Source organism: Mesorhizobium ventifaucium, assembly GCF_935822925.1.
Taxonomy (GTDB): Bacteria; Pseudomonadota; Alphaproteobacteria; order Rhizobiales; family Rhizobiaceae; genus Mesorhizobium; species Mesorhizobium ventifaucium.
The window spans coordinates 151,396-165,932 of the sequence record NZ_CAKXZS010000011.1 but is presented as its reverse complement, the minus strand read 5'-3'; the positions used below and the strand labels follow the sequence as shown (position 1 = coordinate 165,932).

Here is a 14,537-nt window from a genome sequence, read left to right as displayed (position 1 = left end):
AACATGTCGAACGAACTGGAATTTCTTAGCCGGCGCGTCGCATCCGGCAAACTGAGCCGTCGTGATTTTCTCGGCCGGGCGGCAGCGCTCGGTGTCACCGCGACCTTTGCCAACTCGCTGCTTTCAAGTGCGGCGCGCGCCGCGGGTCCGGTCAAGGGCGGCACGCTGAAGGCCGGCCTGGTCGGCGGCGAGTCCACTAACAGCCTCGATCCGGCCCTGTTCATGACCCAGGTGCCGTTCGCCTTCGGCAAGATGTGGGGCGAACTGATCGTCGAGCTTTCACCGGAAGGCACTCTCGAGAACCGTATCGCCGAGGAGATCGGCTCGTCGGACGACGCCAAGGTGTGGACGCTGAAGATTCGCGACGGCGTCGAATTCCACAATGGCAAGACGGTGACCGCCGAGGACGTGGCTGCCACCCTCGAACGCCATTCGGACGAGAAGTCGAAGTCGGGCGCGCTCGGCTACATGAAGGGCATCGAGAGCATCAAGGCCAGCGGCAAGGAAGTCGTGCTGACGCTGAAGGAAGCGAATGCCGACCTGCCCTATCTGCTCAGCGACTACCATCTGATCGTCCAGCCCAATGGCGGCAAGGACAAGGCCGATGCCGGCATCGGCGCCGGGCCTTACAAGATCACCACCAACGAGCCTGGCGTGCGTCATGGCGGCGAGCGTTTCGCCAATTACTGGCAGGGCGACAAGATGGGCCATGCCGACCAGATCGAGATCATCGTCATCAACGACGCCACGGCGCGCACCTCGGCGCTGCAGGGCGGCCAGGTCAATATGATCAACCGTGTCGAGCCGAAGATCGTCGACCTGATCAAGCGCCTGCCCGGCGTCACCATCCGCAACCATGCCGGACCCGGCCACTACGTCTTCATCATGCATTGCAACACGGCGCCGTTCGACAACAACGACCTCAGGATGGCGCTGAAGCTGGCGATCGACCGCGAGGAGATGCTGGACAAGATCCTGCGTGGCTATGGTTCGCTCGGCAACGACTTCCCGATCAACGCGTCCTATCCGCTGTTTACCGAGATCGAGCAGCGCAAATACGACCCCGACAAGGCCAAGTTCCACTACAAGAAGTCGGGGCACGACGGCACCGTGCTGCTCAGGACCTCGGATGTCGCCTTCCCCGGCGCCGTCGACGCATCCCAGCTCTTCCAGCAGAGCGCGGCCAAGGCCGGCATCAAGATCGAGCTCAAGCGCGAGCCCGGCGACGGTTACTGGAACGAAGTCTGGAACAAGCAGCCCTTCTCCGCCTCCTATTGGGGCGGACGCTCGACGCAGGACCAGATGTATTCGACCGCCTATCTGTCGACGGCCGACTGGAACGACACGCGATTCAAGCGTCCCGACTTCGACAAGTTGGTGCTGGCGGCGCGTGCCGAGCTCGACGAGGCCAAGCGCAAGCAGATGTATCACGACATGGCTGTCATGGTGCGCGACGAGGGCGGCCTGATCCTGCCGATGTTCAATCAGTTCATCGACGCGACGGGTGCCAAGGTCGCCGGCTGGGTGGACGATCCGCATCAGGAACTGATGAACGGATACGCGCTGGCAAAGTGCTGGCTCGAAGCCTGAGCCCGGCCTTGCGGACATGTCCTCACCCATCGTGAAACTGGTGGCCCAGCGCATTGCGCTGGGCATCCTCCTTTTGTTGGCCGTATCGGTCCTGATCTTCGCCGGCACCCAGATCCTGCCCGGCGATGTCGCGCAAGCCATTCTCGGACAGTCGGCGACACCGGAATCGCTCGCCAATCTGCGCGAGCAGCTCGGCCTCAACGATCCGGCCCTTATCCGCTATTTCCGCTGGCTCGGCGGCGTCGTGACCGGCGACCTCGGCTCTGCCATGTCGAGCGGGCAGGATATTGCGACGTCGATCAAGGGACGGCTGTGGAACACGCTGTTCCTCGCCTTCTGGGCGGCGGTCGTGGCCGTGCCGCTGGCGATCATCCTCGGCCTGATCGCGGTGCGTTACCGCAATGGCTGGGTCGACAAGCTGATCTCCGGACTGGCGCTTGCCTCGACATCGTTTCCCGAATTCTTCATCGGCTACGTGCTGGTCTATTTCTTTGCCGTGAAGTACCAGATCTTCCCCGGCATCTCGACGGTCTATGACGGAATGCCTTTCGGCGAGCGCATGCAGGCGATCATGCTGCCGGCGGCAGCACTGACGCTGGTAGTGCTCGCCCATATGATGCGGATGACGCGCGCCGCGATCCTCAACGTCATGCAGTCGGCTTATGTGGAAACCGCCGAGCTCAAGGGGCTTTCGGCATTCGCCGTCATTCGCAGGCATGCCTTTCCCAATGCGATCGCGCCAATCATCAACGTCGTCATGCTCAACCTCGCCTACCTCATCGTCGGCGTCGTCGTGGTCGAAGTGATCTTCGTCTATCCCGGCATGGGGCAATATCTCGTCGACCACGTCACCAAGCGCGACGTGCCGGTGGTGCAGGCGGTCGGCCTGATCTTCGCCGCCGTCTACATCAGCCTGAACATCATTGCGGACATAGCGGCGATCGTCGCCAATCCGCGTCTCAGACATCCGAAATAGGGGAGCGGGCATGCTCGACATAAAACGCATCCCCATCCCGGCGCTGATCGGCCTGGTGCTGACGGCGCTGTTCGTTCTGGCGGCGATCTTCGCGCCGTGGATCGCGCCCTACGGCAATGGCGAGATCGTTGGCGATGTCTGGGGGCCGATGTCGGCGACACATTGGCTGGGCACCGACAATCTCGGCCGCGACCTCCTTTCGCGCATGATCTACGGCGCGCGCATCACGCTGTTCATCGCGGTGCTGGCCACCGCGCTGTCCTTCTCGCTTGGGGCCATCCTCGGCTTCTCGGCGGCGGTTTTCGGCGGCTGGTTCGACACGCTATTGTCGCGCCTCGTCGATCTCCTGATGTCGATCCCGACGCTGATCATGGGCCTCGTCGTGCTCTCGGTGCTGCCAACCAATCTGGTGACGCTGATCCTGGTCATGGGCATCCTCGACTCGACCCGCGTCTACCGCCTGTCGCGGGCGGTCGCCGTCGACATCAACGTCATGGATTTTGTCGAGGCGGCCAAGCTGCGCGGCGAAGGCAGCGTGTGGATCATCTTCCGCGAGATCCTGCCCAATGCGTTGTCGCCGCTGGTTTCGGAACTCGGCCTGCGCTTCATCTACGCGGTGCTGTTCCTGTCGACGCTGTCCTTCCTCGGCCTTGGCGTCCAGCCGCCTAGCGCCGATTGGGGCGGCATGGTCAAGGAAAACAAGGACGGCATCGTCTTCGGCATCGCGGCGGCGCTCATCCCCGCGGCGGCGATCGCCATGCTGGCGATTTCCGTCAACCTTGTCGCCGACTGGGTGCTCAACCGCACGACAAGCCTTAAGGGAGGGCGCGGGTAATGGCTGACCAGCGAGCAAAGTCCATGCTGCTCGACATCCGCAATCTGCGCATCGAGGCCACGGTGTTCCCGCCGGGCGAGGCGCCCAAGAACATCGTGCTTGTCCACGACGTCTCGCTGACCCTCGAGAAGGGCAAGGTGCTCGGCCTGATCGGCGAGTCCGGCGCCGGCAAGTCGACCATCGGCCTGGCGTCGATGGGCTATGGCCGCGGCGGCGTGCGCATCACCGGCGGCGAGGTCATCCTCAACGGCCGCGACATCCTCAAGGGCGGCAAGGAGGGCTTTCGCAAGCTGCGCGGCCGCGAGGTCTGCTATGTCGCGCAATCGGCTGCCGCCGCCTTCAACCCGGCGCACAGACTGATGGACCAGGTGGTCGAGGCGACGCTGCTGCACGGCACGGCGACGCGGGCCGCGGCCGAAAAGCGCGCCATCGCGCTGTTCAAGAAGCTCAGCCTGCCGAACCCCGAAAGCATCGGCGAGCGCTTTCCACACCAGGTGTCCGGCGGCCAGCTGCAGCGTGTGATGACGGCCATGGCGCTGTGTTCCGAGCCCGACCTGATCGTCTTCGATGAGCCGACCACTGCGCTCGACGTGACGACGCAAATCGACGTGCTGGCGGCGATCAAGGACGCCATCCGCGACACCCATGTCGCGGCGCTGTACATCACTCATGACCTTGCCGTCGTCGCCCAGGTCTCGGATGAGATCATGGTGCTGCGCCATGGCCGGCTGGTCGAATGGGGCGGCACCCGCCAGATCATCAAGGAACCGCGCCAGGAATACACCAATGCGCTGGTCTCGGTGCATGAGATCGAGCACCAGGAACAGAAGCCCGGCACGACACCGTTCTTGTCGGTCAAGAACATCACCGCCGCCTATGGCCGCAGCCATATCAAGGTGCTGAAGAACGTCTCGGTCGATATCTATCCGGGCCAGACGCTGGCTGTCGTCGGCGAGTCCGGTTCGGGCAAGTCGACACTGGCGCGCGCCATCACCGGCCTTCTGCCACCCGAAGAGGGCACCGTCACCTTCGACGGACGGCCGCTCGCCAACCGGCTTGCCGACCGGCCCAAGGAGGATCTGCGCCAGTTGCAGATGATCTATCAGATGGCCGACGTGGCGATGAACCCGCGCCAGACCGTCGGCACCATCATCGGCCGGCCGCTCGAATTCTATTTCGGTCTGCGTGGAAGGCAACGTGACGCCCGCGTCGCCGAACTGCTCGACAAGATCGAAATGGGCAAGGGCTTCATCGACCGCTACCCGGCCGAGCTTTCCGGCGGCCAGAAGCAGCGCGTCTGCATCGCCCGCTCGCTCGCCGCCAAGCCGAAGCTGATCATCTGCGACGAGGTGACCTCGGCGCTCGACCCGCTGGTCGCCAACGGCATCCTGAAGCTGCTGCTCGAGCTGCAGAAGGAGGAAAACGTCGCCTATCTGTTCATCACCCACGATCTCGCCACGGTGAAGTCGATCGCTGATTCGATCGCGGTGATGTATCGCGGCGAGGTGGTTCGCTACGGCGCGAAGAGCCAGGTGCTGGCGCCGCCCTTCGACGCCTACACCGACCTTCTCTTGTCCTCAGTCCCCGAAATGGAGATCGGCTGGCTGGAAAAGGCGATCAAGGGACGGCGCATGGCCAGCGCCGGCAATTAGACACCCCGGTGGCGCTGAAGGCAAAACTTCTGCTGATCGTCCTCGACGGCGTGCCTTACCGCAACTGGCGCCGGCTGATGGGCAATCTCGAAGGCTGGGTGCAATCGGGCGAAGCGCACATCTGGAAGATGCGTTCTGTGCTGCCATCGACCTCGGCCTGCTGCTATGCCTCGATCCACACCGGCGTGGCGCCGCAGGTGCATGGTATCCTGACCAACGAGAACCGGTTCCGCGTCGAGCAACCGGATATCTTCTCCGAGGTCAGCAAAGCCGGTGGCAAGACCGGCGCGGTCACCCATTCCTACTGGTCCGAATTCTTCCGCGCCTATCCTTTCGATCTGGTCGAGGACATGGAGTTCGACGAGCCGGGCGGGCCGATCACGCATGGCCGGTTCCACACCATGACCGGCTACAATGCCCGCAACCAGATGACGCCGAGCGACGTCGACCTGTTCGCGACGCTGACCATGCTGACCAGACGCCACGGCATCGACTACGGCATCCTGCACACCTGCACGCTGGACTCGATGGGCCACCGCTTCGGCCACGACTGCCACGAGATGGACCATGCCGTCTATGCGATGGACGGCATGCTGGCCGCCTTCCTGCCGGGCTGGCGGAAAGCCGGCTACGAGGTGATCGTCACCGCCGATCACGGCCAGACCGATCGCGGCCATCATGGCGGCCATGACGACGAGATGCAGGATTTTGCTCTGTATTATTTCGGACAGGGCAAGGGTCCGGAGGCCGACACGCTGCTCGACCAGCTGCAGCTCGCGCCTACGGTGCTTGCGCGCCTCGGTTTGCCGGTGCCGGCGACCATGAAGGCCAGACCATTTCTCGACTGATTTGGTGCCTGGCGCTTGCTTGCGGAGAACATGAAGCCCAGGGGCGAATGCGCGACGCCCAATGGAGGCCAGATACAGCAGTCAAAGTTCGAGACAGACCTTGCCAAAATGCTTTTGGGACTCGTAGTGCTTGAAGGCATTGGCGATCTCCTGCAGGGGAAAACCGCGGTCGATAGCAGGCTTCAAACGGTTGGCCTCTATGGCACGAATCATGTCTTCCTGGTCTGCCCTGCTGCCAATCGAGATTCCGCTGACCCTAATCTGATTGGAAAACAGGGGCCGGGATCGAAACTTGTCGGCAAAGCCAGTCAAGACACCGATCAGTGCGATGTGGCCGCCCATCCTGCAAGCCGCTATCGAATGCGCCAACGTGCCGGGCCCGCCAACCTCGATCACATGATGGACGCCGCGTCCGTCCGTCAAAACCCTTGCCTTCTGGCCCCAATCCGGCACTGCCTTGTAATTGACGACAATGTCGGCTCCAAACCGCTTGAGCTTTTCCAGCTTCTCCTCCGATGAAGAGGTGGCAATAACCCGAGCGCCCGCAATCTTTGCGAACTGCAGCGCGAACAGCGATACACTGCCCGTGCCAAGGACCAGCACTGTGTCGCCAGGCTTCACCTGGCCGCACACCATCAGGGTTTTCCAGGCGGTGACGCCGGCACAGGTAAGCGTTGCCGCCTCCATATGCGTGAAGTCTGCCGGTGCCCTTGTGAATGCCACGGCATGCACACATATTCGCGGGCATAGCCGTCAACATCATCTCCCAATTCGCCACTCTTGTTGGCTGGCGTCGGTTCGCCTGCCAGCCAACGGGGCCAATAGGTGCTGACGACGGCATCTCCGGCCTTGAATTCTTGGACATCGTCTGAGACCGCAACCACTTCTCCAGCGCCATCGGACAGCGGGATGCGGCCATCGGCGCACGGTTTCTTTCCCAGCGCCACCATGCTGTCGTGGAAATTCAACGAACACGCCCGTATCCTGACAAGCAACTCACCCGGCCCTGGTTCCGGGCAATCTTCCTCGACCAGCTTGAGATTTTTCAAGCCTCCCGGCGCTTTCAGCCTAATCAGTCTCATGGAAAGCTCCTTCCGACCGCGCAAGGCCTCATGCGCCCCACCAGTCGCACGGACGCTTTGAGCCGTCGAACACCGGCATTGGCGATCGATCCACGAGAATCCCGGCCGCAAAGCTGTTGTTGGTCATGACATTCGCTTCTTCAGCTGGGTTGTGGTTGCGAATCGGGACCTTAGTCGCCCGGCAGCGGACCGGTGAGTTACAAAACTGTCGGGAATCCCTGCGCCGCGGTGTCGCCCAATGACGCTCCGTCCGAGGCAGAACGACTGCACCTTGCCCGACGCGCATGAGCCGCGTCATGGCCGCCGCCTTGCGAGCCCTGACGGCCGCCTTTTGCTTGGCGCCCCTGACCGAGACAGGACCCTAAAACCAGGAGAACGGTACACTCTGGCAACCTCTCCGCTCTTCGGTTAGCTTTCGAAAATCCGGGCGGAAAGCGGCGAACCTTTTTGGCCGATAGGGCAACAGAGCAGACAGGGAGCCAGGCGGCTCGACCGCCATGACGGCAGCGACGGAGACCGATCGCGCGCCTGTCGACCGGGTCGCGAAATCTCTCAACATATGGCGGCGGAGAAGGCCTCCGAGAAGCGTCTATCAAGTGAAATTGGCCCAACGGAGATTGGACGACAAGTTTACCGAGGGGTTTCAATCCCTAGGACGGCTTTTATGATATGAACGAGGGTGGCAGACGTCGCAAATGGCTCGAACGCGGTTATTCCGAACCTCTACGCAGGCGCGCCGGCGACCGATCCCCTGATCACCAGATCGACCGGCCAGACTTCCCCGCGGGCGCCCTCCTCCGATCCGGAAATCCGCGCCGCCAGCCGCTCGGCGACGCGCGCGCCGGCCAACCGGATCGACGAACGCGTCGTCGACAACGGCACCGAAAAATTCTCCGGCTTCAGCCAGGGGAAGACATCGTCATGGGCGATCAGCGACAGGTCGCCCGGAATGGTGAGGCCGAGGTCGCGCACCGCACGCACGACGCCGAGCGCCATGATCAGGCTGGAGCAGGCGATCGCGGTCGGCGCATCGCTTCGCTCAAGCAACCGTCTGGCGGCGCGGTAGCCGTTCTCCTCGGTCATGGCGAGGGAACAGACATGGCCTTGGCCAAGAGCCAGACCGCTTGCAGCCAGTGCCCGGCGCACGCCACGCTCGCGGTGAATGGCGAAGGTCTCGCGGCCGTCGCCGTTGATCAGCGCCAGCCGCCGGTGACCGAGCTGGACGAGCAGCCGTGCCGCCTCGTGGAAGGCGCCCTCATTGTCGATGTCGGTGAAAGGGTAGTCGAAATCGAGGCCTTCGCTGCGGCCATGAACGATAAACGGGATGCCGAGCGTGCTGACCAGCGCCACCCGCCGGTCGGCCGGCCTCGGCGAGGAGATGTAGACGGCGTCGACCTGCCGGTTGGCGACGATGCGCCGATAGGTCGTCTCCTGGTCGTCGGCATCGGCCGGGGACAGCACCAGGTCGAGTTCGTGAGAACGGGCGTAGTCGCCGAGACCCGACAGGAATTCGACGAAATGCGGGTCGATGTCGACGGCCGTCCCGGTCGGCAAGACATAGCCGATCATCCCGGTCTTGCCGGTGGCCAGCCGGCGCGCGCTCGGGTTGGGGCGGTAGCCGTGGCGCTTGGCGGCGTCGATCACCCGCCGGCGCGTTTCCTCGTTGACTTCCGGGTAGCCGTTCAGCGCGCGGCTGACCGTTGTCTGCGAAAGCGCCAGCATGTGGGAGAGCTGTTTGAGGTTCACCGAAGGCCTCCAAGCCCCAAAGCGCTTTAACTACGGATTGCTCGCGCCGTGGCGGCCCGCGCTACTGATGCGAAGATCATAAGCACCCTTTTTAACCGGTTTGAAGCAAAATTTGCTTTTGCAGCGCCCAAAACGGTGCTGCAGCGCATATTGTTTGCTCATGCGGCCACGATGCTAAATCGATTAGTTGCCGCCCTCTTGACTTCTGATTCATTCAGTGGCGTGATGAAATCCCAAAGCGCTTTGGAAGGCTCTTCGAAAGGTTGCGGTTCCTTTCCGAGTGAGTCACAGTCCTGCGGCGTCGGCGGACGGAATGGAGGTTCCGTCCGGTGTTTGTCACCACTGGGAGGGAATACCAATGAAGAAAATGCTTCTGCTGAGCGCCGCCTTTGTCGCGCTCGCCCTGGGCGCACCGGCGCAAGCCGAACTGAAGTTCAAGCCGGGCGAAGACCCTCGCTTCAACTGGGCGAACTACGAAGAGTTGAAGAAGGTCGACCTCAAGGGCGAGACGCTGTCGATCTTCGGGCCGTGGCGCGGCGAGGACGAGGGCCTCATCCGCACCGTTCTCGACTATTTTTCGGAAGCCACCGGCGCCGAGGTCAAATACTCATCGTCGGAAAATTACGAACAGCAGATCGTCATCGACACGCAAGCCGGCAGCCCGCCCAACATCGCCGTGCTGCCGCAGCCGGGCCTGATCCAGGATCTGGCGTCCAAGGGCCTGCTGACGCCGCTCGGCGACGACACCGCCAACTGGATCAAGGACAATTACGGCGCCGGCCAGTCATGGGTCGATCTCGGCACCTTCAAGGACAAGGACGGCAAGCCGGGCTTCTTCGCCTTCCCCTACAAGGCCGACGTGAAATCGCTGGTCTGGTACTCGCCGGACAATTTCGAGGAAGCCGACTACGAGGTGCCGAAGACGCAGGAAGAACTCGCCGAGCTCGAAAAGCAGATCATCGCCGACGGCGGCACGCCATGGTGCATCGGGCTCGGTTCGGGCGGCGCCACCGGCTGGCCGGCGACCGACTGGGTCGAGGACATCATGCTGCGCACCCAGACGCCCGAGACCTACGACAAGTGGGTGAAGAACGAGATTCCGTTCAACGACCCCGCGGTGGTCAATGCCATCGACATTTTCGGCAAGATCGCGACCGACGACAAGATGGTCGACGGCGGCGCCAAGGCGGTGGCGGCGACCGATTTCCGCGACAGCCCGAAGGGCCTCTTCTCGGTTCCGCCGAAATGCTATTTACACCATCAGGCGTCGTTCATCCCGACCTTCTTCCCGGAAGGCACCGAGATCGGCCAGGACGCCGACTTCTTCTACTTCCCGCCTTACGCTGCCAAGCCCGACCTCGGCACCCCGGTGCTCGGCGCCGGCACGCTGGCCATGATCACCAAGGATAGCAAGAGTGCCCGCGCGTTCATCGAATTCCTGAAGATGCCGCTCGCCCATGAGATCTGGATGGCCCAGGGCGGCTTCGTGACGCCGTTCAAATCGGTCAACAAGGAGGCCTATGCCAGCGACGCGCTGAAGAAGCAGGGCGAAATCCTTGCCGAGGCCTCGACCTTCCGCTTCGACGGGTCCGACCTGATGCCGGGCAAGATCGGCGCCGGCGCCTTCTGGACCGGTATGATCGATCTTGTCGGCGGCAAGTCCCCCCAGGATGTCGCCACCGACATCCAGAAGAGCTGGGACGCGATCAAGTAGGCGTCCCGGCTGACGTGCGCACTACGATCCTGCATGGATTCGGGCCTCAGTGGCCCGGATCCAACCGGCGGCCCGCGCCGCAGCAATTTTTTATGAGCACATTCCGGCATGACGCGCGACCAGCAAGAGCAAAACCCTGCCTTGCATCCGGTCGCGTTCCAAACAACTGAATCGGCCTATATCGCATCGTCAAAGCCATGCTCGACTGGCGGACAATGCGCAGAGGGAGGGACCCGTGGCGGCTCAGATTTTTTCGGCCATATTTGTCATCGTCGTCGGCGTCGGCGGCTGCGTCGCCTATTTCTGGGGCGCCAACAAACTGGTGGACGTCATTTTCCCGTCGCGCGGCGTCGCAGGTGCGGCGGCCATCGACAATCTGCGCCGGCAGGGGATGATCCGGCCGTGGCTGTTCGTCGGCCCGGCCATGATCATCCTCACCATCTACCTGATCTACCCGGTGGTGGAGACGCTGAGGCTGTCATTCCTCGATCGTGGTGGCAACAATTTCGTCGGCTTCGCCAACTATGAATGGGCGTTCGGCGACCGCGAGTTCCGCAACGCCATCTTCAACAACATCATCTGGCTGGCGGTGGTGCCGGCCGCCTGCACCTTCCTCGGGCTGATCATCGCCGTCCTCACCGACAAGATCTGGTGGGGCACCATCGCCAAGAGCCTGATCTTCCTGCCGCTGGCCATCTCCTTCGTCGGCGCCAGCGTCATCTGGAAATTCATCTACGAGTATCGCGGCGAGGGCCAGACGCAGATCGGCCTGCTCAACGCCATCATCCAGTATTTCGGCGGCCAGCCGCAGGTCTGGATCTCGCTGCCGTTCTGGAACAATTTCTTCCTGATGATCATCCTGATCTGGATCCAGACCGGCTTTGCCATGGTCATCCTGTCCTCTGCCTTGCGGGGTATTCCCGAAGAGACGCTCGAAGCGGCCGTCATCGACGGCGCCAATCCGTTCCAGATCTTCTGGAAGATCATGGTGCCGCAGATCTGGGGAACGATCGCCGTCGTCTGGACCACCATCACCATCCTGGTGCTGAAGGTGTTCGACATCGTGCTGACGATGACCAACGGCCAATGGAACAGCCAGGTGCTGGCCAATCTGATGTTCGACTGGATGTTCCGCGGCGGCGGCGATTTCGGTCGCGGCGCCACCATCGCCATCATCATCATGATCGCAGTCATTCCGATCATGATCTGGAACATCCGTCAGGCCAACAAAGAGACGGGAGGGCATTGAGATGGCTGTGGCGACCGGAAAGTCCTTTGCCAGCCGTTTCGGCGTCCATATCGCGGTCTTCATCTTCGTCGCGATCTGGACGATCCCGACGCTCGGCATTCTCGTCTCGTCGCTGCGCGACAAGGATCAGATCATCGCCTCGGGCTGGTGGAACTCGTTCGCCAGTTCTACGCAGACGGAAGCGGGGCGGCTGCCACCCGCCTCGGCGCAAGTCGAGAAGGACGGCAAGTTCGTCCTCGAGGGCAACATCTTCGGCGACGATCCGGCCCGCGACATCAGCGCCTTCGGCGTCAAGTCATCGGCGCCGACGCAATATCCCGCCGGCACGACAGCCGATCTCGGCGACGGCGAGACCTTGCAGCTCAACGCCGACGGCAGTTTCGTCATGACCTCGACCAAGCCGTTCGAGGGCGAGCGCGGCCAGCGCGTCTATTACGCCTCGTCGGCGCCGCCGAAATTCACCACCGACAATTACAATACGGTGCTGTTTTCGGAAGGCATCGGCCGCTCCTTCATGAATTCGCTGACCGTCACCATTCCGGCGACGGTCATCCCGATCCTGATCGCGGCGTTCGCCGCCTATGCGCTGGCCTGGATGCGCTTTCCCGGCCGGGCGTTGCTCATCGCGGTGATCATCGGGCTCTTGGTCGTGCCACTGCAGATGTCGCTGATCCCGCTGCTAAAACTCTACAACGGCGTCGGCAGCTTCTTCGGCGTGCCGTCGAAAACCTATCTCGGCATCTGGCTGGCGCATACCGGTTTCGGCCTGCCCTTCGCCATCTATCTCCTGAGAAGCTACATTGCCGGCCTGCCGCGCGAGATCATGGAATCGGCGCGCATCGACGGCGCCAGCGATTTCGAGATTTTCGTCAAGATCGTGCTGCCGCTGTCGTTCCCGGTGCTGGCCTCCTTCGCCATCTTCCAGTTCCTGTGGGTGTGGAACGACCTGCTGGTTGCGATGGTTTTCCTCGGCACCGAGGGCGACCAGATCGTGCTGACCGCCAAGCTCAACGCGTTGCTCGGCTCGCGCGGCGGCGACTGGGAGATCCTGACGACATCGGCCTTCATCACCATTGTCGTGCCGCTGGTCGTGTTCTTCTCGCTGCAGCGCTATTTCGTTCGCGGGCTGCTTGCCGGCTCGGTGAAGGGAGGTTGAGATCATGCAATCCGCTGTGAAGGCGACCTTGAAACCGGACCTCGCCGTCGACCGCGACTGGTGGCGGGGTGCCGTGATCTACCAGATCTATCCGCGCAGCTATCAGGACTCGAACGGCGACGGCATCGGCGACCTCAGGGGCATCATCGGCAGGCTGCCCTATATCGCGGCGCTCGGCGTCGATGCCATCTGGATCTCGCCGTTCTTCAAGTCGCCGATGAAGGATTTCGGCTACGACGTGTCAGACTATTGCGACGTCGATCCGATGTTCGGCACGCTGGCCGATTTCGATGCCTTGACCGCCGAGGCGCACAGGCTCGGGCTCAAGGTGATGATCGACGAGGTGCTGTCGCATACCGCCGACATTCATCCGTGGTTTAGGGAAAGCCGCTCGAGCCGCACCAATCCTAAGTCGGACTGGTACGTGTGGGCCGACGCCAAGCCCGACGGCACGCCACCCAACAACTGGCTGTCGATCTTCGGCGGCTCGGCCTGGCAGTGGGACACCAGCCGCCAGCAATATTATTTGCATAATTTCCTGGCCGAGCAGCCCGATCTCAACTTCCACAGCCGCGCTGCCCAGGACGCGCTGCTCGACGTCACTCGCTTCTGGCTGGAGCGCGGCGTCGACGGCTTCCGCCTCGACACCATCAATTTTTACTTCCACAGCCAAGGCTTGGAGGACAATCCGCCGCTGCCGCCCGAACAGCGCAACGACCAGACCGCTCCTTCCGTCAACCCTTACAACTACCAGGACCATCTCTACGACAAGAGCCGCCCCGAAAACCTCGGCTTCCTCGAACGCTTCCGCGCCCTGCTCGACGAATATCCGTCGACGGCGGCGGTCGGCGAAGTCGGCGATTCGCAGCGCGGACTGGAGGTGGTGGCGGCCTATACCGCCGGCAGCAAGCGCGTGCACATGTGCTATTCGTTCGACTTCCTGGCGCCCGAAAAGATCAGCGCCGCAAAGGTGCGTTCGGTGCTGGAAGCCTTCGGCAAGGTCGCCAGCGACGGCTGGTCGTGTTGGGCCTTCTCCAACCACGACGTGATGCGCACTGCCTCGCGCTGGGCGGCCGGCGAGGCCGACCAGACCGCTTATCTCAAGGTGATCTCGGCGCTGCTGATGTCGCTGCGCGGCTCGGTCTGCGTCTATCAGGGCGAGGAACTCGGTCTTGGCGAAGCGGAATTGCAATTCGAGGATCTGCAAGACCCCTACGGCATCCGCTTCTGGCCGGAATTCAAGGGCCGCGACGGCTGCCGCACACCGATGGTCTGGAACGGCGCTGACAGCAATGGCGGCTTCTCCACGGCAAAGCCCTGGTTGCCCGTGCCTGCCAAGCACCTTTCGCAAGCGGTCGATGTGCAGCAGGGCGACGACAGCTCGCTGCTCGAACACTACCGGCGCTTTCTCGCCTTCCGCCGTCTCCATCCGGCGCTGGCCAAGGGCGAAATCGAGTTCATCGAAAGCCAGGGCGATACCGTCGCCTTCACGCGCCGCGAGGGCAACGAGCAGATCGTCTGCGCCTTCAATCTCGGCAGCCGACCGGCCGAGGTCAATTTCGGCGGTCGCTCGCTGCAGCCCTTGCCGGGGCACGGGTTTTCGGGACAGACTGGCGCCGGCTCTATCCACCTCGGCGGCTACGGCGCCTGGTTCGGGCGCATCGACTGAGTTGGCAATTCACTGGAGGG

12 protein-coding genes are annotated in these 14,537 nt (G+C 62.7%); 9 read left to right on the top strand and 3 right to left on the bottom strand.

Annotation, left to right across the window (positions count from 1 at the left end):
* The first annotated feature begins 3 nt into the window (after positions 1–3).
* The 5 genes from NMG70_RS09070 to NMG70_RS09050 are packed head-to-tail and all read left to right on the top strand — an operon-like array spanning position 4 to position 5,901.
* Positions 4–1,590 (top strand): ABC transporter substrate-binding protein, encoded by a 1,587-nt coding sequence (locus NMG70_RS09070; RefSeq protein ID WP_254016286.1) that lies wholly within the window; start codon positions 4–6, stop codon positions 1,588–1,590.
* Positions 1,591–1,606: 16 nt separating this feature from the next.
* Positions 1,607–2,566: an ABC transporter permease gene (locus NMG70_RS09065; RefSeq protein WP_254016287.1), complete on the top strand. Its 960-nt coding sequence runs from the start codon at positions 1,607–1,609 to the stop codon at positions 2,564–2,566.
* Positions 2,567–2,576: 10 nt separating this feature from the next.
* Positions 2,577–3,401: an ABC transporter permease gene (locus NMG70_RS09060; protein ID WP_254024184.1), complete on the top strand. Its 825-nt coding sequence runs from the start codon at positions 2,577–2,579 to the stop codon at positions 3,399–3,401.
* Positions 3,401–5,053 carry an ABC transporter ATP-binding protein gene (locus NMG70_RS09055; RefSeq protein WP_254024183.1) on the top strand — a complete coding sequence of 551 codons (1,653 nt, stop codon included), beginning with the start codon at positions 3,401–3,403 and terminating at the stop codon, positions 5,051–5,053. Before NMG70_RS09060 ends, NMG70_RS09055 begins: the two co-directional genes overlap by 1 nt.
* 8 nt (positions 5,054–5,061) lie before the next feature.
* Positions 5,062–5,901 (top strand): alkaline phosphatase family protein, encoded by an 840-nt coding sequence (locus NMG70_RS09050; RefSeq protein WP_254024182.1) that lies wholly within the window; start codon positions 5,062–5,064, stop codon positions 5,899–5,901.
* A gap of 81 nt (positions 5,902–5,982) precedes the next feature.
* Here the strand turns inward: NMG70_RS09050 and NMG70_RS32870 are convergent, their stop codons facing one another.
* From NMG70_RS32870 to NMG70_RS09040, 3 genes are all read right to left on the bottom strand, one after another.
* Entirely contained in the window at positions 5,983–6,624 is a 642-nt protein-coding gene (locus tag NMG70_RS32870) for a zinc-dependent alcohol dehydrogenase family protein (protein WP_436798362.1), read from the bottom strand.
* A complete protein-coding gene (locus NMG70_RS32865) occupies positions 6,537–6,950 on the bottom strand; it encodes an alcohol dehydrogenase catalytic domain-containing protein (protein ID WP_367185509.1) in 414 nt (137 codons plus the stop codon). The genes NMG70_RS32870 and NMG70_RS32865 overlap by 88 nt, the downstream gene beginning before the upstream one ends.
* A gap of 756 nt (positions 6,951–7,706) precedes the next feature.
* Entirely contained in the window at positions 7,707–8,729 is a 1,023-nt protein-coding gene (locus NMG70_RS09040) for a substrate-binding domain-containing protein (RefSeq protein WP_254024181.1), read from the bottom strand.
* Positions 8,730–9,087: 358 nt separating this feature from the next.
* On the opposite strand from NMG70_RS09040, the gene NMG70_RS09035 reads away from it, so the two are divergent.
* From NMG70_RS09035 to bglA, 4 genes are all read left to right on the top strand, one after another.
* Positions 9,088–10,443 (top strand): ABC transporter substrate-binding protein, encoded by a 1,356-nt coding sequence (locus NMG70_RS09035; protein ID WP_254024180.1) that lies wholly within the window; start codon positions 9,088–9,090, stop codon positions 10,441–10,443.
* Positions 10,444–10,678: 235 nt separating this feature from the next.
* A complete protein-coding gene (locus NMG70_RS09030) occupies positions 10,679–11,692 on the top strand; it encodes a carbohydrate ABC transporter permease (protein WP_254024179.1) in 1,014 nt (337 codons plus the stop codon).
* A 1-nt stretch (position 11,693) separates the two neighbouring features.
* Positions 11,694–12,848 carry a carbohydrate ABC transporter permease gene (locus NMG70_RS09025; protein WP_254024178.1) on the top strand — a complete coding sequence of 385 codons (1,155 nt, stop codon included), beginning with the start codon at positions 11,694–11,696 and terminating at the stop codon, positions 12,846–12,848.
* Between the two features lie 4 nt (positions 12,849–12,852).
* Positions 12,853–14,517, top strand: coding sequence for a beta-galactosidase BglA (gene bglA, locus NMG70_RS09020; protein ID WP_254024177.1), 1,665 nt, complete (start codon positions 12,853–12,855; stop codon positions 14,515–14,517).
* Positions 14,518–14,537: the final 20 nt, after the last annotated feature.

Coding starts and splice junctions, on each gene's coding strand:
- NMG70_RS09025 (WP_254024178.1), top strand. CDS start 11,694: ATGGCTGTGGCGACCGGAAAGTCCTTTGCCAGCCGTTTCGGCGTCCAT.
- NMG70_RS09065 (WP_254016287.1), top strand. CDS start 1,607: ATGTCCTCACCCATCGTGAAACTGGTGGCCCAGCGCATTGCGCTGGGC.
- NMG70_RS09070 (WP_254016286.1), top strand. CDS start 4: ATGTCGAACGAACTGGAATTTCTTAGCCGGCGCGTCGCATCCGGCAAA.
- NMG70_RS09035 (WP_254024180.1), top strand. CDS start 9,088: ATGAAGAAAATGCTTCTGCTGAGCGCCGCCTTTGTCGCGCTCGCCCTG.
- NMG70_RS09060 (WP_254024184.1), top strand. CDS start 2,577: ATGCTCGACATAAAACGCATCCCCATCCCGGCGCTGATCGGCCTGGTG.
- NMG70_RS09055 (WP_254024183.1), top strand. CDS start 3,401: ATGGCTGACCAGCGAGCAAAGTCCATGCTGCTCGACATCCGCAATCTG.
- bglA (WP_254024177.1), top strand. CDS start 12,853: ATGCAATCCGCTGTGAAGGCGACCTTGAAACCGGACCTCGCCGTCGAC.